The following is a 17,779-nucleotide window of genomic DNA, read 5'->3' as shown; positions in this document are numbered from 1 at the left end:
CTGCGCGGGAGACGTCAGTCGCGACGCTCGCCGAACGCGGTCAGGATCCGCTCGGCGGCCAGGGTCGCCGTCAGGTGCCCGGCGCGCACCCGCCCCTCCAGGGCGGGTGCGAGGTCCCGGACCGCCGGATCCGTGTGGAGCCGGCGCAGGAGCTCGTCGCGGACCATGGTCCAGGTCCAGTCGACCTGCTGGTCCTGACGCTTGGCCGTCAGGCGGCCGGTCGAGTCGAGCAGGGTCCGGTGCTGCTGGAGCCGCCCCCACACCTCGTCCAGACCCGCGGACTCCCGGGCGCTGCAGCTGAGGACCGGCGGCGTCCAGAACGACTCGGCGCCGTGCATGAGCCGCAGCGCGCCCGCCAGTTCGCGGGCCGCGGCCTGGGCGTCGCGCTCGTGCGGGCCGTCGGCCTTGTTGACGGCGACGACGTCGGCGAGTTCCAGGACGCCCTTCTTGATGCCCTGGAGCTGGTCGCCGGTACGGGCCAGGGTGAGCAGCAGGAAGGAGTCGACCATGTCGGCGACGGCCGTCTCGGACTGGCCGACGCCCACCGTCTCGACGAGCACCACGTCGTAACCGGCGGCCTCCATCACCACGATCGACTCACGGGTCGCCTTCGCGACACCGCCGAGCGTGCCGGCGGTGGGGGAGGGGCGGACGAACGCCGCCGGGTCGACGGCGAGCCGCTCCATCCGGGTCTTGTCGCCCAGGATGGAGCCGCCGGTGCGGTTGGACGACGGGTCGACGGCGAGCACCGCGACCCGGTGGCCGAGCCCGGTGAGCATCGTCCCGAACGCGTCGATGAACGTCGACTTGCCGACACCGGGCACTCCGCTGATCCCGATCCGCACGGCGTTCCCGCTGTGCGGAAGCAGCTCCGTCAGGAGCTCCTGGGCGAGCGCCCGGTGCTGCGGGCGGGTCGACTCGACGAGGGTGATCGCGCGGGCGACCAGCGCCCGCTTCCCCTCCCGCACACCCCGTGCGTACGTGTCGAGATCGATCACCGCTCGTGCCCGAGGTCGGCCGCGAGGCGCGTCACCAGGTCGTGGGCCGCGTCGGGGATCACCGTCCCCGGCGGGAACACGGCCGCCGCGCCCATCTCCAGGAGCGTCGCCACGTCCTGCGGAGGAATCACCCCGCCGACCACGATCATGATGTCCTCGCGTCCCTCCGCGGCCAGCTCCTCCCGGAGCGCCGGTACGAGGGTGAGGTGTCCGGCGGCCAGCGACGAGACCCCGACGATGTGCACGTCCGCCTCGACGGCCTGGCGGGCCACCTCGGCGGGCGTCTGGAACAGCGGGCCGACGTCGACGTCGAAGCCCAGGTCGGCGAAGGCGGTGGAGATGACCTTCTGGCCGCGGTCGTGGCCGTCCTGGCCCATCTTGGCGACCAGGATGCGCGGCCGGCGCCCCTCGGCCTCGCCGAAGGCGTCGACCAGGGCCCGGGTGCGCTCCACGGAGGGGGACTCGCCTGCTTCGGTGCGGTACACACCGGAGATCGTACGGATCTGGCCCGCGTGCCGCCCGTACACCTTCTCCAGGGCGTCGGAGATCTCGCCGACCGTCGCCATCGCGCGGGCCGCGTCCACCGCGAGTTCGAGGAGGTTGCCCTCGCCGCCGGCCGCCCGGGTGAGCGCGGCGAGCGCGTCCTGGCAGGCCTGCTCGTCGCGCTCCTCGCGCAGCCGCTTCAGCTTGGCGATCTGCTGGGCCCGTACGGAGGAGTTGTCGACCTTGAGGACGTCGATCTGCTCGTCGGTCGCCACCCGGTACTTGTTGACGCCGATCACCGGCTGCCGGCCGGAGTCGATCCGGGCCTGGGTACGGGCCGCGGCCTCCTCCACGCGCAGCTTGGGGATGCCGGCGTCGATCGCCTTCGCCATGCCGCCGGCCTGCTCGACCTCCTGGATGTGCTTCCAGGCGCGCCGGGCGAGGTCGTGGGTGAGCTTCTCGACGTACGCGCTGCCGCCCCACGGGTCGATGGTCCGGCAGGTGCCCGACTCCTGCTGGAGGAGGAGCTGGGTGTTGCGGGCGATCCGGGCGGAGAAGTCCGTCGGCAGGGCCAGCGCCTCGTCGAGGGCGTTGGTGTGCAGCGACTGGGTGTGGCCCTGGGTGGCCGCCATCGCCTCCACACAGGTGCGGGTGACGTTGTTGAACACGTCCTGCGCGGTGAGCGACCAGCCGGAGGTCTGCGAATGGGTGCGCAGCGACAGGGACTTGGGGTTCTGCGGGTCGAACTGCTTGACCAGCTTGGCCCAGAGGAGACGGGCCGCGCGCAGCTTGGCGATCTCCATGAAGAAGTTCATGCCGATCGCCCAGAAGAACGACAGGCGCGGCGCGAACGCGTCGACGTCGAGCCCGGCCTCCCGGCCCGCGCGGATGTACTCCACGCCGTCGGCGAGGGTGTACGCCAGCTCCAGGTCGGCCGTGGCTCCGGCCTCCTGGATGTGGTAGCCGGAGATGGAGATCGAGTTGTAGCGCGGCATCCGCTGGGAGGTGTACGCGAAGATGTCGGAGATGATCCGCATCGAGGGACCCGGCGGATAGATGTACGTGTTGCGGACCATGAACTCCTTGAGGATGTCGTTCTGGATGGTCCCGGCCAGCTTCTCGGGCGGAACGCCCTGCTCCTCGGCCGCCACGATGTACAGCGCGAGGACCGGCAGCACGGCGCCGTTCATCGTCATCGACACCGTCATCTTGTCCAGCGGGATGCCGTCGAACAGCTGCCGCATGTCGTAGATCGAGTCGATGGCCACGCCGGCCATGCCGACGTCACCGGTGACGCGCGGGTGGTCGCTGTCGTAGCCGCGGTGGGTCGGCAGGTCGAAGGCGACCGACAGGCCCTTCTGACCGGCCGCGAGGTTGCGCCGGTAGAAGGCGTTCGACTCCTCGGCCGTGGAGAAGCCCGCGTACTGCCGGATCGTCCAGGGCTGGTTGACGTACATCGTCGGGTACGGGCCGCGAAGGTACGGGGCCATGCCCGGGCGGGTGTCCAGGAAGTCCAGGCCCTCCAGGTCCTCACCGGTGTAGAGCGGCTTGACGCCGATGCCCTCCGGGGTGTCCCAGAGCAGGTCGTCACCGCCCGCCGCCTTCTCGACGGCAGCACGCCACGCGTCGGGGCCGCCGTCGGCGGTCGGCGCCCCGAGCTCGATCCCGGAGAAGTCGGGGATGGACATCAGGACACTCCCATGCGGTCGAGGGCGGTGGAGAGCAGGGCGACGGCGTCACAGCCCGCGAAGAGGTAGGTGTCGACACCGGGGTACGCACCCGGACGGCCGGCGAGGAGGACGTGCTCGGCGCCCGCGGCGCGCAGCTCCGCCGCCGCGGTCCCGGCCTGCTCCTCGTACAGCGCGTCGCTGGAGCAGAGGCAGACCTCGCGGGCGCCGCTCTCCTCGAACGTGCCCTCGGTGACGGTCTCGACGCCGCCCGCCTGGAAGAGGTTCGTGGCGAAGGCGACCCGGGCCGAGGACGCGGCGGCCGGGCCGAGCGCGGCCAGGTAGACCCGGGGCCGGGCCCCGGTCGCGGCGAGATGCGCGTCGGAGCGGGCGCGGAGCGCCTCGAAGGCCTCGTCGCGCCGGACCCGGGGGAGGCCGCCGGTCGGCGGCTCGGGGGCGGGCGCGCGGTCGACGGGCTTCTCGGTCAGGTGGGGGAACTCGCTGACGCCGGTGATCGGTTCGCGGCGGGTGGCGAGCTTCGCGCTGCGCGCGGCCCAGGTTCCGGCGAGGCGCTCGCCGATCGTGCCGGACCGCAGAGCGGCCCGCTGGCCGCCCGCCCGCTCGATGTCCTGGAAGAACTCCCAGGCCGCGTGCGCGAGCTCGTCGGTCAGCCGCTCCACGTACCAGGAACCGCCCGCCGGGTCGATCACCCGGGAGAGGTGCGACTCCTCGATGAGGACGGTGGAGGTGTTACGGGCGATCCGGCGCGCGAACGCGTCCGGCAGGCCGAGTGCCTCGTCGAACGGCAGCACGGTCACGCTGTCGGCGCCGCCGACCCCGGCGGCGAGCGTCGCCACCGTGGTCCGCAGCATGTTCACCCACGGGTCGCGGCGGGTCATCATCACCGTCGAGGTCACCGCGTGCTGGCGCTGGGCGCCCGCGTCCCGGGCGCCGCAGACCTCGGCCACCCGGGCCCACAGCCGGCGCGCCGCGCGGAGCTTGGCGATCGTCAGGAACTGGTCGGCGGTCGCCGCGTAGCGGAACTCCAGCTGTCCGCAGGCCTCGGCGACACTCAGTCCCGCGTCGGTCAGACCGCGCAGATAGGCCACGCCCGTCGCGAGCGAGCAGCCCAGCTCCTGCGCGGCCGAGCCGCCGGCCTCGTGGTACGGCAGGGCGTCCACGGTCAGGGCGCGCAGGCCCGGGTACGTGTCGGCGCAGCGCCGCGCGAGACCGACGACGGACGCCAGGTCGTACGAAGGCCGTCCGGTGCGGGCCTCGTGGCCGAGGGGGTCCGCGCCCAGGTTGCCCCGGGCCGCGTCCGCGGCGACGCCCCGCTGCTCGTACAGCCCGAGGAGCCGCTCGGCCGCCGCTTCCGTCTCGTCGCCCGCGTCGAGGACGACGGGCGCGAGGTCGAGGTAGACGCCGTCGAGGACCTTGTCCAGGGAGGCGACCGGGATGCCGGTGCCGCCGACGCCCAGCCAGAGGGAGGTGACGCCGTTCTCCAGGTCGGAGAGGACGGCGTCGTTGTCGGGTGCGAGGTGGCGCTGGCGCACGTCCCAGCCGCCGAGGGCGTTGCCCTCGGCGCGGCCGCCGCGCACGAAGGGCGCGAAGCCGGGCAGGCCGGTGTCGGGCGCGGCCTCGCGCGCCGTGTACAGCGGACGGATGTCGAGGCCGTCCTCCATAAGTGTGGACAGGGCGTCCTCGGCTGCGTCGCCGGAGGCCTCCTTGCCGGACTTGCGCAGGACACCCGCCACGAGGTGTTGCCACTGTTCGTGTGGCGCGTCGGGGAATTCGGACGCCAGGGAGAGCCCGTCGTCAGGCAGGACCGTCATGCTCGGATGCTAGGGGAGATCGCCGAGGGACCAGGAGGGCGTACGACTGTGACCTTCTTCTCGTCGACCTGCGGCGTTCTGTGTGGTGGGCGGTCCGGGGCGTTGTCAGAGGCGGCTGGGACGCTGGTCCGTATGGACAGGGACATGGGCAGGGGCATGGACGGGGGCGTGGGCAGGGGCATGGGTGAGGACGCGGGCGAGGAGCTGCTGAGAGGCAGGGTCTACGGCCAGGACCACGACGACCCGCGTCCGGGGCCCAGGCCCGGCCGGGTCTACGCCGAGCTGGTCGGCGGACCGCTCGACGGCCTGCTCCTCGACGTCACGGACTGGACGGAGCGCGAGCGGGCCGCCGGAGCGGTCCTGGAGACGGAGCTCGGGCGTTTCGGCGCCGAGGGGCGCTCCCTGTACGACCCCCGCCGCGGGGACGCGCGTCGCTTCGACTGGTCGGGGGACGCGCCCTGACCCGGTGTGAGCGGATCGGCGGGCCGGGCTTTCCGTGACTCCCGACGGTAAGTTAGCTTAGGCTTACCTAAGTAACAGTGTCTCCGTCACCTGTCCCGGGAGAACTCGGATGCGTCCCTTCAGCCCTCGCGTCACACGGCCCGCCCCCGCCGACCGCGTGCGATCGATCCTGGCCGCCGCCCACTCGATGACCGTCGTGTCCGACGGGCACCACCAGGAGGTGCACCTCCTCGACGGCACCGGGCCGATGGGACACATCCACCTGCACGACCCCTCGGAGGAGAGCCACGACGGGCGGGCCGCCCGGATCCCCGTACGCCTGGAGTTCACCGACATCGCCCCCGTCCCGGTACGCGAACGCCTCAGGGCCCGCGTCACCCTGACCGGACTCCTCGCCGCCCCCTACGAACCGGAGACGAGCGGCAGCATCTGCATGGAGTTCGGCCAGGCCCTCCTGGAGGACGCCGACGGCCGCACCTACATCACCCTCGAAGAGCTCCACGCGACCGACGTCGACCCGATGGCCTCCTGCGAGGCGTCCATGCTGACCCACCTCGTCGACAGCCACAGCGAACTCGTGCCCCTGCTCCTCCGGCTCGTCAGGCCGCGCCCCGAACGGGACATGGTCCGCGCCCTCCCCGTCGCCCTCGACCGGTACGGCATCACCCTGCGGCTCGAACACCCCACGGGCCACCAGGACGTCAGGCTGCCCTTCCCCACCCCCGTCACCGACATCGACCAGGCAGGACCCCGGATCCACGCCCTCCTCTCCGCGGCCCGCCGCTCCTCCCACCCCAACCGCCTGCTGACCTGAGCTGCCGTCTCCGGAGATCAGCCGCGTGACAGTTCGCCGAGCAGTTTCCAGGTGCGGCGGCGGTCGTCCTCGCCGTTCAGCTCCGTCATCGTGAACACCACCTCCGTCGCCCCCGCCTCGCGGTAGCGCCGTACCTCCGCGGCGACGGTCTCCTCGTCGCCGATCACGGCGAGCTCCGCTGCCCGGGAAGCGCCCGAGAGCCCGATGGCGCGCCCGTACGAAGGAATCCGCTCGTACAGCGCCAGCGCCTCGCCCGCGGCCTCGCGCACGGCCTCCGCGTCGCTCGTGACGACGCCAGGGACGAGCGCCACGATCCGCGGCGCGGGCCGGCCGGCCGCGGCGGCCGCGGCCGTGACCGCCGGGACGATGTGCTCGGCGAGCGCGCGCGGCCCCGCCAGGAACGGCAGGATGCCGTCGGCCAGTTCACCGCTGACCCGCAGGGCCTGCGGGCCCATGGCGGCCACCAGGACCGGCACCGTCGGCCGGGCCCCCGGCACGGACGCCGGATACGGGGTCGTCGCCGTCAGCAGCTCCCCGTGGAAGTCGGCGGCGCCCGTCTCGAGCAGCGGGCGCAGAGCGGTGAGGAACTCCCTGAGCAGACCGATGGGCCGCTCGTACGGAAGGCCGAAGGCGGTCTCCGTCAGATGCCTGGTGCCGAGGGCGAGCCCGAGGTGGTACCGGCCCCCGGTCGCGGCCTGGGCCGTCTGCGCCTGACTGGAGACGAGCAGTGGATGGCGGCCGAAGACCGGGATCGCGGAGGTCCCGACGTGGAGTTCCGGCACCTCGCGCCCGACGATCGCGGCGAGCGACGGCGAGTCGTACGCGAAGGTCTGGCCGAACCATGCCGAGTGCAGACCGGCGTCACGCGCCTCCCTCGCGAGCAGCACCGTGTCGTCGATCGTGCGCTGGACGGCGGTCGAGCTGAGCGTCACGCCGATGGTTCCAGGAGTTCCGAGAGTCATGCTTCCGGCAACCGACGCCGTCACGGACGCCATTCCCGCCCGTGTGTGAAGAGCGTGTTGCAGCCCCCGCCATGATGGACCGATGAAGACTCTCGCCGAGGTGGACGCGCTCGCCGCACGCGCGCACGCCGGACAGACCGACAAGATCGGTGTCCCGTACGTCGAGCACGTCCGCGCGGTCGCCGCGGGCCTGGCACCGCTCGGCCCGCACCTGGCCATGGCCGGACTGCTCCACGACGTCATCGAGGACACCGACTGGACGGCGGAGCGGCTGCGCGCCGCGGGAATCCCCGACCGGGTCGTCGACATCGTCGAAGCCGTCACCAACAGGCCCGGCACGACGTACGAGGAGAAGATCCGCCAGATCACGCGGGACCGGGACGCCACCCTCGTGAAGATCGCCGACAACGCCCACAACAGCCGCGCGGACCGGGCCGCCGCACTGCCGCCCGACCGGCGGGAACGGCTCGCCGCCAAGTACCGGGCGGCCAGGGAGCTGTTGTGGGCGGCGGCCGACCCCGAGGACGTCACGACGATCCTGCGGGTGGTCAACCCAGGCCTCCTGGAGGAGCGGACCCCCTGATGTGACCCGGGTCACGGGAACCCGTCCCGCGCCCCGGACAGACGAGAGACGTGAACATCGACCTGCGCGCACGCATCCGGGACGGAGACCCCTCGGCCTTCGCCGGGCTCTACGACTCCTACGCCCGGAGCGTCTACAACCACGCCTTCCGGCTGACCGGCGACTGGTCCGTCGCCGAGGACGTCATGGCGGCCACCTTCCTGGAGGCCTGGCGGCTGCGCCGGAAGGTGGACCCCGAAGGGGGCTCGCTCCGGCCCTGGCTGCTCGGCGTCGCCACCAACGTCGCCCGCAACCACTGCCGCGGCAACCGCAGGTACCGGGCCGCCGTCGCCGCGTACGTGGCGGCCGGCCCGACCGCGGCCGCGGTACCCGACCACGCCCCCGAGGTCGCCGGCCGGATCGACGACCGGCGCCGCATCGCCGCCACCCTCAGGGCGCTCGGCACACTCCGCCGCACCGAACGCGAGGTCCTCGTCCTCTGTCTCTGGGAGGGCCTCGCCTACACGGATGTCGCCCGGGCCCTCCGCGTCCCCGTCGGCACCGTCCGCTCCCGGCTCTCCCGTGCCCGCGCGAAGCTCCGCACCAAGGCGGAGGAAGAACTCGCCCGGGAAAAACGGGAACCCGGCTCCCGCCCCCGACAGACAACAGGTGATCGCATGAACGCGGTCCGGCCCGCACAGGAGGGAATCCGATGAACCCCGACCCGAACCAGCCCCGTACGGCGAACCGGCACGAGACCGGAGACCTCCCCGCCATCGAGGAGCACGACCTTCCTCAGGGCCGCCACCAGTTCCACAAGGAGCGCCTGATGAGCCAGATCCACGACGACCGCCGCGCCACCGCCCGCCGCAACCCCTTCCTCCGGAAGGCGATCCTGCTGCCGGCCGCCACCGCACTCGCCGGCGCGCTCGCCGTCGGCGTCCTCGTCTTCACCCCGGGCGGGACCCAGGGCCCCGACGACCGCGCCACGGGCCCCGTCCTCACCACCCGCATCGGCACCGTCGACGCCCACGGCGCGCCCCGGCTCCTCGACCGGATCTCGCTCGCCGCGGCGGAGGCGGACGCCCCGCAGGGCCGCGCCGGACAGTACGTCTACATCGAGACGCGGTCCGCGAGCACGCACATCAGGACCGACGCGAACGTCAGCAGCCTCGTCACCGTCCCCCTGCACACCCGACAGTCCTGGAAGTCCCCCGACGGCCTCAAGGGCTGGCTGATCGAGCCCGGCACCACCGGCCCCGAGGGCATGACCCTGGGAGGTCTCGACGAGCTCGGCAACGTGCCGAAGCCGCACCTCGGCGCGCCCTCGCACGACTACCTCGCCAGCCTCCCCACCGACCCCGACGCGCTGCTGCGCAAGATCTACGAGGAGACCGAGGGCCAGGGCAACGGCAAGGACCAGCAGGCCTTCACCACCATCGGCGACCTGCTCGGCGAGAGCTGGCCGTCGCCCGAGCTGACGGCGGCGCTCTACCGGGCCGCCGCGAAGATCCCCGGCGTCGTCCTGGTGGACAGTGCCACCGACGCGGTCGGTCGCAAGGGCGTCGCGGTCGCGCGGCTCGACGAGTTCGGCGCGCGCACCGAGTGGATCTTCGACAGCAAGACGCTGGCCTTGCTCGGGGAGCGCACGGTCCAGGTGAACGGCAACGGCGACGAGGACGGACTGATCAAGCCCGGAACCGTCATCAGCACCAGCGCGATCATGGTCCGGGCCTTCGTCGACGACATCAAGGTCAAGCCGTAGGGACAGGGATACGGGGGACCGCACGCCCTACCGCGTACGGTCCGCCGACCAGCCGCCCAGTTCCGTGGGGCGGTTGGTGATGATCCCGTCCACGCCGAGCGCGTCCAGCGCCTTCCAGCGGGCCGGGCTGTCCACCGTCCACACGTTCACGGCCACGCCCGCCGCGTGCAGGTCGCGCACGACGCGCGGCCGGGTGGACAGGGCGGCGTCCGAGACGTTGTACGCGTCGAGGTCCAGCTCCTCGGCCAGGGCGACCGGATCGGCGTCGAGGGTGCTCCGCAGCAGGCCGATCGGCAGCTCGGGCGCCAGCTCGTGGGCGTACCGCAGCGACGGGACGTCGAAGCTCTGGACGAAGACTCGTCCGGTCATGCCCTGGTCCCGGATGTCCTGGACGATCCGGGCCACCTCGGCGTGGGTGTGGCGCCCCTTGATCTCCAGGAGCAGCTTCCCGCCGCGCTCCCGGAGGTCCGCCAGCTGGGCGGCCAGGGTCGGCACCCGCGCCCCGGCGTAGGCCGGGGCGAACCACGAACCGGCGTCCAGGGCGTCCAGCTGGGCGGATGTCAGGGCGCGGACCCGGCCCGTGCCGTCGGTGGTCCGGTCGACGGTCGTGTCGTGCAGGATGTACGGCACGCCGTCCTTGCTCGGCTGGACGTCGTTCTCGATCCAGACGGCCCCGCCCCGCCGGGCCACCTCGTCGGAGACCAGGGTGTTCTCGGGAGCGGCCGACGAGGCGCCCCGGTGGGCGATCACGGTCGGCGGCGCCCCGGCCTCGCGCATCCAGGGACTGGAGCGGGTCTTCTGGCTCGCGCCTGCCGCCGCGGCGGCCTCGGGGGCCGGGCGGGGCGCGGACGGTGCCTCAGGGGCGGCGGCGAACGCGGTCGCGAGGCCCGCGACGGCGGTGGCCAGGGCGGCGGCGGACAGGCCGACGGTCCTGCGTCGACGGGACCGGGGGACCGGCGGTGGGACGTCTCTCATGTCGGGACACCCTAGAGGCCCCGCCTCGCGGCAGGGTGAACGACGTCCCCACCCTGACCGGAAAGGGCCGTACCGGATCCCCGGTACGGCCCTTCCGCGCGACGGGATCAGGCGCCGTCGGGCGCGTGCAGCTCGCCCGATCGGGCCACCTTCGCGTACCAGCGGGCGCTGGACTTCGGGGTCCGCTCCAGGGTGTCGTAGTCGACGTGGACGGCGCCGAACCGCTTCGCGTAGCCGTACGCCCACTCGAAGTTGTCGAGGAGCGACCAGAGGAAGTAGCCGCGCACGTCCACCCCCTCGCCGATCGCCCGGTGCACGGCCTCCAGGTGCGCGTGCACGTACGCCGCGCGCTCCGGATCGTTCACCGACCCGTCGGGGGAGACCACGTCGTCGTACGCGGCCCCGTTCTCGCTGATGACCAGCGGAAGCTGCGGGTAGGCGTCGGACACCCGCGTCAGCAGGTCGTACAGGGCGCTCGCGTCGACCGGCCAGCCCATCGCCGTCCGCTCGCCCGGCGCCCGGTGGAAGGCGACCGAGTCCGCGCCCGGCCACGGCGAGTGCTCGCTGTTGCCGTGCCCGTCGTCCTGGGGCTTCTCCGTCCCCTCCGGGACGTGCGAGACGAGCGTCGGCGTGTAGTAGTTGATCGCCAGCAGGTCCAGCGGCTGGTGCGCGGTCGCGGCGTCGCCGTCCTTGACGAAGGACCAGTCGGTCAGCCGCGCCGTGTCGCGGAACAGGTCCTCCGGGTAGGCGCCCTCCAGCATCGGACCCAGCCAGATCCGGTTGCCGACGGCGTCGATCCTGCGGACCGCGTCCAGGTCCTCGGCCGAGGGGGTCAGCGGCCGCAGCTCGTGCAGGTTGAGCGACACCGAGAGCTGCCGGTCCGCCGGCAGCGCGGCCCGCAGGGCCAGGACCGCGAGGCCGTGGCCCAGGTTGAGGTGGTGGGCGGCGCGCAGCGACGCCACCGGGTCGGTACGGCCGGGGGCGTGCACCCCGGAGCCGTAGCCCAGGAAGGCGCTGCACCACGGCTCGTTGAGCGTGGTCCAGCGGGTCACCCGGTCGCCGAGGGCGTCGGCGACGATCCCCGCGTACTCGGCGAACCGCTCGGCGGTCGCCCGCTCGGGCCAGCCGCCCGCGTCCTCCAGCTCCTGGGGCAGGTCCCAATGGTAGAGGGTGAGGGCGGGCTCGATCCCGGCGGCGAGCAGCTCGTCGACGAGCGAACGGTAGAAGTCCAGGCCCTTCTGCACGGCGGGACCGCGCCCGGTGGGCTGCACCCGGGACCAGGAGACGGAGAACCGGTAGGCGTTCAGGCCCAGTTCGGACATGATGCCGACGTCTTCGCGGAACCGGTGGTAGTGGTCCACGGCCACGTCACCGGTGTGGCCCTCGAAGACCTTGCCGGGGGTGTGCGAGAAGGTGTCCCAGATGGACGGGGTACGGCCGTCCTCGGCCGCCGCTCCCTCGATCTGGTAAGCGGCGGTGGCCGCGCCCCAGAGGAAGTCGGACGGGAACGAGCGGGTGGCGGTGAGCGGCCGGGTTTCGGACGCGGTCATAGAAGAGCGCTCCCAACGCGGGTACGGGGCAGGTACGTGCGGTACGTGCGGTACGAAAGGGGGGACGGACGGTGCGGGGCGGCGGCCGGTCAGCTCTTGACGGCGCCCGCCGTGATGCCGCCCACGATGTGCTTGCCGAGGAAGGCGAAGACGAGCAGCAACGGCACGGTCGATATGAGCGCGCCGGTCAGCACGACCGCGTGGTCCACGGTGTGGTTTCCCGCTCCGAGGCCGGCGAGCGCCACCTGAAGGGTGGGGTTGCCGTCCGGGGTGAGGGCGATGAACGGCCAGAAGAAGTCGTTCCAGGCCTGGACGAAGACCAGCATGCCGAGTACGGCCATGGCCGGCCGGGCGACCGGGAACACCACGTGCCAGATGATCCGCAGGCTGTGCGCCCCGTCCATCCGGGCCGCCTCGACCAGCTCCATCGGCAGCGCCTCCACCAGGAACTGGCGCATGAAGAACACGCCGAAGGCGGCGACGAGCGAGGGCAGGACGACCGACTGGAGCTGGTCGAACCAGCCGAGGTCGGTGATGATCTGGTACAGCGGGATGACGCTGAGCTGCGGCGGGATCGTCATGGTGGCGACCACCAGGGAGAGCAGCATGCCGCGCCCCTTGAAGGGCAGCTTGGCGAAGGCGAAGCCGGCGAGCGTGGAGAACAGCACGGTGGACAGGGCCACCAGGCTCGCCACGACCGTGGTGTTGATCAGCGCCTCGCCCATGTCGACCTGGTTCCAGGCGAAGCTGAGGTTGTCCAGGAGACGGTTGCCCGGCAGCAGCGGCGCCGGAGCCTCCACGACCCGCTCGCCGGTGTGCGAGGCGGCGACGACGTTCCAGTACAGCGGGAAGAGCGAGACGAACGCGGCCACGACCAGCAGGACGTAGGTGAGCGGGCCGGCGTGGTGCTGCTTGCCGGCCGACTGGCGGAACCTGCGCCCCGGCCGGGCCGTCGTCGGCGCCTCGGCCTCGGCCGTCGGTGTCGTGTCGAGTGTGCGGGCCATGAGGTCAGCCCCCCAGCTTCTTGCGGTTGTGGCGGGAGACGAGTGCCTGGACGCCGCCGATCAGGAGCAGGAGCAGCAGCATGACCCAGGCGATGGCCGAAGCCTGGCCCAGCGCGCCGGTCACCCAGCCCTTCTCGTACATCAGCAGGCTCAGCGTCTGGAACTGGTTGCCGCTGCCACCGCTGATGCCGACGCTGCCGCCGAAGAGCATCGGCTCACCGAAGAGCTGGGTGGCGCCGATGGTGGAGACGATGATCGTGAAGAAGATCGTCGGCTTGATCGAGGGGATCGTGACGCTGATGAACTGGCGCCAGCGCGAGGCCCCGTCGAGCGAGGCCGCCTCGTACAGGTCCTGCGGCACGGCCTGCATGGCGGCCAGGTAGATCAGCGCGTTGTAGCCGGTCCAGCGCCAGGTGACGATCACCGAGATGGCGATCTGCGCCGGCCACTTGGACGACTCCCAGTTCACGGGATCGAACCCGAACCAGCCCAGGACGCCGTTGATCATCCCGTAGTCGGTGTTGAACAGCTGGGCGAAGACCAGGGTCGCCGCCGCGATCGAGGTGGCGTACGGGGCGAGGATCGCGACCCGGAAGAATCCCCGGCCGCGGAGCTTGTAGTTGAGCAGGTGCGCCAGGCCCAGCGCCATGAGCAGCTGGGGAACGGTCGCGATGACGCCGATGGTGAAGGTGTTGAAGAGCGCGTTCCAGAAGAACTCGCTGGTCGCGAGGTCGGTGTAGTTCTCCAGACCCTTCCAGGTCGGGTCACCGCCGAGTTCGACCCGGTTGAGCGACAGCCAGCCGGTGTAGATCAGCGGGAAGAGGCCGAAGGCGGCGAAGGTGAGGAAGAAGGGGGCGATGAAGACGTACGGGATCGCCTTGAGGTCCCAGCGGTAGAGCGTGCTGCGCCAGCCGCCCGAGGGGGAGCGGTGGCTCCGGGAGCGGGGGGAGGAGGGCGGTGCGGCGGGCGGCTGGGAGCCGTCCGGCTTCGCCCGAACGGAGGTGGCCACGAGGGGCGTCCTTCCAGGTCGATGCGTGCGGTGGTGCGGACGGTGCCGGTCCGCCGCCCGCGGGCGGGCGGCGGACCGGCAGACGTCCCCGCTACTGGTCGATCTTGTCGTCGACCAGCTTCTTGACGTTGTCCCAGGCCTTGGCCGGGTCGGTGCCGCGCTGCTCGATGTCGAGGATGCCGTTGTCGGTGAGGAAGGTCTTCACCTGGCCGTCGTAACGGCTGATGACGGCGGGGGTGATGCCGGCCGCGGCGCTGGAGAAGATCTTGCCGACCGGGGTGTCACCGAAGTACGGAAGCTTCGCCTCCTGGACGGCCGTGGAGGCCAGCGTGTCCTTGGACGAGGGGATGTTGCCGTTGACCGCGAACACCTTGGCGTGCTGCTCGGGGGCGGTCAGCCAGGCGGCGAGCTCGGCGGCCTCCTTGGTGTGCTTGCCCGCCTTGGGCACGGCGAGGAAGGAGCCGCCCCAGTTGCCGGCGACCGGCGGGGAGGCGATGTCCCACTTGCCCTGGTTGCCGGGGCCTGCCTGGTCCTTGATGATGCCGGTCATCCAGCTGGGGCAGGCGACGGTGGCGAACTTCGAGTTCTTGAAGGCCGCGTTCCAGGTGCCCTTCTCGTCGAACTGGCGGAGCTTGGCGGTGAGGCCGCCCTCGGCCGCCTTGACGGCGGTGTCCCAGGCCTTCTTGACGCCGGGGCTGTTCTCCCAGTCGAGTTCGCCGCTCGTGTTGGCGTACTGCACCGGGTCGCTGGAGACGACGGCGTTGAAGAGGCCGCTCGCCGAGTCGTGGAAGGCGGTGCCGGCGGGCGCGGCCGCCTTGTACTTCTCGCCGGTGGCGAGGAACTTGGCCCAGTCGCCGGACCACAGCTTGGAGACGGCCTCGCGGTCGGTGGGCAGCTTGGCCTTGGCGAAGAGGTCCTTGTTGTAGCAGATGGCCATGGGGCCGATGTCGGTGCCGAGGGCGATGAGCTTGCCGTCGGCGGTCGTCGCCTGCTTGACCTTCCACTCGAGGAAGTCGTCGGTCTTGGCGCCGCCCTCCTTGCCCAGGTCGACCCACTTGCCGGCCATGGTCGGGCCGGTCGCCTCGGCGATGTAGCCGACCTCGACGGCCTGGATGTCGGCGACGCCGCTGTTCTGGGCGAGGCGGAGCTTCAGGGTGTCCCAGTACTTCTGACCGTCGGAGACGTTCGACTCTTCGATCTTGATGTTCGGGTGGAGCCGCTCGTACTCGGCGTAGAGCTTGGCGCCGGTCTTGTTGTCGTAGCCGAAGGAACCGAAGGTCCCGATCCGCAGCGTGATCTTCCCGGCGCTCTTGCCGTCGCCGGCCTTGCCGTTGTCCTCGTCGCTGCCGCAACCGGTGAGCAGGACCGTGCCGGTCACGACGGTGGCGACCGCCGCGATCGCCGCCCGGCGTCCACGTCTGCTGCTGGAAGTGCGCATTCCACTCTCCTCGTCCAAGGTGTGCTCGTTGTGCGCCAAGAGGCCCGGCCGGCTGTACGCGGCTCGGCGGCGCCTGCCAGACCCGATGCAAGGCTGTGCGCGCCCCGGATGGGAGCGCTCCCACGTCGTTGCCGGAAGGTTGCTGCCTAGCGGGTATGGGTGTCAAGACATGAACGCGGATTCGTTACCGGAAGGTTTTCCGGGGGTTTCGCGGCCTCCTGGCCGTCACGGTCGCGTCATCTCCTGAACGCGCCCTCGTGGCGCGCGGGCGTGGGGGTGGACTACGGTGGGAGCGCTCCCACCTCTGTTTCGGTTTTACGCGACGGGCTGAGGAGCGGCGCGTTGTCCTACGAGGGGAGTTCGGGAGTTGTGAGTGGACGGCAGAGCGGCAGACCCACCCTGGAGCAGGTGGCCGCCAGGGCCGGGGTCGGACGGGGCACGGTCTCCCGGGTGATCAACGGCTCCCCCCGGGTGAGCGAGCAGACCAGAACGGCCGTCGCCAGAGCCGTCGCCGAACTCGGCTACGTCCCCAACCAGGCCGCCCGCGCCCTGGCCGGCAGCCGCACCGACGCCATCGCCCTCGTCATCCCCGAGGCAGAGGCCCGCCTCTTCGCCGAGCCCTACTTCCTCGACCTCATCCGTGGTGTCAGCGCCGAACTCGCCGAGGCCGACAAGCAGCTGCTGCTCACACTCGTCCGCAGCGAACAGGAGCGGCAGCGCTTCGAGCAGTACCTCGCCGCCCAGCGCGTCGACGGCGTGCTCCTCGCCTCCGTCCACGGAGACGACCCGCTCCCCGATCGGATCAGGGAACTCGGCCTCCCGGTCGTCATGAACGGACGCCGCTCGGAGGCAGAACCCGTGCCGTACGTCGACTCCGACAACATCGGGGCCGGCCGGGCCGCCGTCGCGCACCTCGTGGGACGCGGGCGCGGCAGGATCGCGACCGTCACGGGACCGCTCGACATGTACGTGGCCCGCGCACGGCTCGGCGGCTACCGGGCGGGCCTCGCGGAGGCCGGCCTCGCGCCCGACGAGGCACTGGTCTCGACGGGCGACTTCACCGAGGAGGGCGGTCGGCGGGCCATGCGGCTGCTGCTCGACCGACGCCCCGACCTGGACGCCGTCTTCGCCGCGTCCGACGTGATGGCGGCAGGCGCCCGGAGCGTGCTGCGCGAGGCGGGCCGCCGGGTCCCGGAGGACGTGGCCCTGGTGGGCGTCGACGACTCCCCGGTGGCGCGCCTCATGGACCCGCCGCTCACCAGCGTGCGCCAGCCCATCGAGGAGATGGGCCGCACCATGGCCCGGATGCTGATCCAGGAGATCGCCGAGGGACCGGACGAGCCCCGTCGGCACGTGCTGCCGACGGAGCTCGTGGTGCGTCGGTCCTGTTGACCGCGGGCCCTGAGGTCCTCGCCCGGCAGGGCGGGTCAGATGCCGCAGCTGGAGGCGGACCAGAAGCGACTGGCGCGGTGGTCCACGTGGGTGTGGTCGCCGTGGCCCGGGTAACCCGGGCCGAGGATGCCGTTGAAGCCGTGGTTCCTGGCCTGCTGGGCGAGCCGGCACAGCGAGTGCGGTCCGGAGCCCAGGTCCGCTGCGTCGCCGTACAGATGGCGGCTCGACGTGGCGCCGCCGACCGCGTTGTTGCAGGCGTGGCTGCGGAAGCCGCTGGTGACCCGGATGGGCTCGTCGCCGAGGGCGTGGCGCAGCGCCTCCAGCTTCCACATGGTGCGCAGCGCGTTCGACCGGGCGGTGGCCGCGCTCACCGCGCCGCCCTCCCAGGTGCTGTTGCAGTTGTTCAGTTCGGCGTACGTGAAGTGGACCGGGGTGCAGTCGTCGTCCTGGAGCTCGTAGATCTTCCCGAAGGTGGCGGGTCCCGCGACGCCGTCGGCGCCGAGCCCGTACGCGCTCTGGAAGCGCTTCACGGCGGCGACGGTGGCGGGCCCGTAGGACCCGTCGATCGCGAGCACCCCGCCGTAGCCGGGGTAGCCGGCCACGCGGATCTGGAGCTGGCTCACGTCGGCGCCGGACGCTCCCTGGGAGAGGGTGCGTGACCAGGTGTAGCAGCCGTCCGCCCGGGCGGTCCCGGCGGTGGCGACGACGCCCGCCAGGCCGGTGACCAGCAAGGCGAAGGCGAGCAGGAACCGCGGTAGGAGTGAACTGAGAGCGCGTCCGTGCATCGTGCGGGCCTCCATCTGGGATTGATGTGCACCTGCCATGCGCAGAGTGGCGGCTCAGGTCGACGCGCGTCAACCACGCCG

At 72.0% G+C, this 17,779-nt stretch carries 16 protein-coding genes; 6 read left to right on the top strand and 10 right to left on the bottom strand.

Annotation, left to right across the window (positions count from 1 at the left end):
* Positions 1–14: 14 nt before the first annotated feature.
* Genes meaB through IO20_RS0124980 form a run of 3 tightly spaced genes read right to left on the bottom strand, consistent with a single transcriptional unit; the run spans position 15 to position 4,980 of the window.
* Positions 15–998 carry a methylmalonyl Co-A mutase-associated GTPase MeaB gene (gene meaB, locus IO20_RS0124990; protein ID WP_030553915.1) on the bottom strand — a complete coding sequence of 328 codons (984 nt, stop codon included), beginning with the start codon at positions 996–998 and terminating at the stop codon, positions 15–17.
* Complete coding sequence (gene scpA, locus IO20_RS0124985; protein WP_030553913.1) at positions 995–3,169, bottom strand: methylmalonyl-CoA mutase; 2,175 nt, start codon at positions 3,167–3,169, stop codon at positions 995–997. The genes meaB and scpA overlap by 4 nt, the downstream gene beginning before the upstream one ends.
* On the bottom strand, positions 3,169–4,980 hold the full coding sequence (locus IO20_RS0124980) for a methylmalonyl-CoA mutase subunit beta (RefSeq protein WP_030553911.1): 1,812 nt from the start codon (positions 4,978–4,980) through the stop codon (positions 3,169–3,171). Before IO20_RS0124980 ends, scpA begins: the two co-directional genes overlap by 1 nt.
* Before the next feature lie 180 nt (positions 4,981–5,160).
* Between IO20_RS0124980 and IO20_RS0124975 the strand changes: the two genes are divergently transcribed.
* Positions 5,161–5,442 carry a hypothetical protein gene (locus IO20_RS0124975; RefSeq protein ID WP_030553909.1) on the top strand — a complete coding sequence of 94 codons (282 nt, stop codon included), beginning with the start codon at positions 5,161–5,163 and terminating at the stop codon, positions 5,440–5,442.
* Between the two features lie 109 nt (positions 5,443–5,551).
* Positions 5,552–6,256, top strand: a complete 705-nt coding sequence (locus IO20_RS0124970) for a DUF2470 domain-containing protein (RefSeq protein WP_030553907.1) — start codon at positions 5,552–5,554, stop codon at positions 6,254–6,256.
* A gap of 17 nt (positions 6,257–6,273) precedes the next feature.
* Here IO20_RS0124970 and IO20_RS0124965 read toward each other — a convergent pair whose 3' ends face one another.
* Complete coding sequence (locus IO20_RS0124965) at positions 6,274–7,218, bottom strand: TIGR03564 family F420-dependent LLM class oxidoreductase (protein WP_030553905.1); 945 nt, start codon at positions 7,216–7,218, stop codon at positions 6,274–6,276.
* Positions 7,219–7,300: 82 nt separating this feature from the next.
* Between IO20_RS0124965 and IO20_RS0124960 the strand changes: the two genes are divergently transcribed.
* From IO20_RS0124960 to IO20_RS0124950, 3 genes are read left to right on the top strand one after another with little or no spacing between them, the layout of a single operon-like run.
* Complete coding sequence (locus tag IO20_RS0124960) at positions 7,301–7,801, top strand: HD domain-containing protein (protein ID WP_030553903.1); 501 nt, start codon at positions 7,301–7,303, stop codon at positions 7,799–7,801.
* Between the two features lie 50 nt (positions 7,802–7,851).
* Entirely contained in the window at positions 7,852–8,496 is a 645-nt protein-coding gene (locus tag IO20_RS0124955) for an RNA polymerase sigma factor (RefSeq protein ID WP_030553901.1), read from the top strand.
* Complete coding sequence (locus tag IO20_RS0124950; RefSeq protein ID WP_030553899.1) at positions 8,493–9,545, top strand: CU044_5270 family protein; 1,053 nt, start codon at positions 8,493–8,495, stop codon at positions 9,543–9,545. Before IO20_RS0124955 ends, IO20_RS0124950 begins: the two co-directional genes overlap by 4 nt.
* Positions 9,546–9,572: 27 nt before the next feature.
* Here the strand turns inward: IO20_RS0124950 and IO20_RS0124945 are convergent, their stop codons facing one another.
* From IO20_RS0124945 to IO20_RS0124925, 5 genes are all read right to left on the bottom strand, one after another.
* Positions 9,573–10,520, bottom strand: a complete 948-nt coding sequence (locus tag IO20_RS0124945; protein ID WP_030553896.1) for a glycerophosphodiester phosphodiesterase — start codon at positions 10,518–10,520, stop codon at positions 9,573–9,575.
* A gap of 107 nt (positions 10,521–10,627) precedes the next feature.
* Entirely contained in the window at positions 10,628–12,070 is a 1,443-nt protein-coding gene (locus IO20_RS0124940) for a GH1 family beta-glucosidase (RefSeq protein ID WP_030553894.1), read from the bottom strand.
* 89 nt (positions 12,071–12,159) lie between these two features.
* Positions 12,160–13,074, bottom strand: a complete 915-nt coding sequence (locus IO20_RS0124935; protein ID WP_030553893.1) for a carbohydrate ABC transporter permease — start codon at positions 13,072–13,074, stop codon at positions 12,160–12,162.
* A gap of 4 nt (positions 13,075–13,078) precedes the next feature.
* Complete coding sequence (locus IO20_RS0124930; RefSeq protein WP_030553891.1) at positions 13,079–14,083, bottom strand: carbohydrate ABC transporter permease; 1,005 nt, start codon at positions 14,081–14,083, stop codon at positions 13,079–13,081.
* 91 nt (positions 14,084–14,174) lie between these two features.
* The gene (locus IO20_RS0124925; protein ID WP_030553888.1) at positions 14,175–15,521 is read right to left on the bottom strand and encodes an ABC transporter substrate-binding protein; all 1,347 of its coding nucleotides are present in this window, start codon (positions 15,519–15,521) and stop codon (positions 14,175–14,177) included.
* A 369-nt stretch (positions 15,522–15,890) separates the two neighbouring features.
* On the opposite strand from IO20_RS0124925, the gene IO20_RS0124920 reads away from it, so the two are divergent.
* Positions 15,891–16,913, top strand: coding sequence for a LacI family DNA-binding transcriptional regulator (locus IO20_RS0124920; RefSeq protein WP_030553886.1), 1,023 nt, complete (start codon positions 15,891–15,893; stop codon positions 16,911–16,913).
* A 35-nt stretch (positions 16,914–16,948) separates the two neighbouring features.
* On the opposite strand, the gene IO20_RS0124915 is transcribed toward IO20_RS0124920, so the two are convergent.
* The gene (locus IO20_RS0124915) at positions 16,949–17,698 is read right to left on the bottom strand and encodes a D-Ala-D-Ala carboxypeptidase family metallohydrolase (RefSeq protein WP_051874653.1); all 750 of its coding nucleotides are present in this window, start codon (positions 17,696–17,698) and stop codon (positions 16,949–16,951) included.
* Positions 17,699–17,779: the final 81 nt, after the last annotated feature.

It is taken from the genome of Streptomyces exfoliatus (genome assembly GCF_000725545.1).
Classification (GTDB): domain Bacteria; phylum Actinomycetota; class Actinomycetes; order Streptomycetales; family Streptomycetaceae; genus Streptomyces; species Streptomyces exfoliatus.
This window is presented reverse-complemented; position numbering and strand designations above follow the sequence as displayed.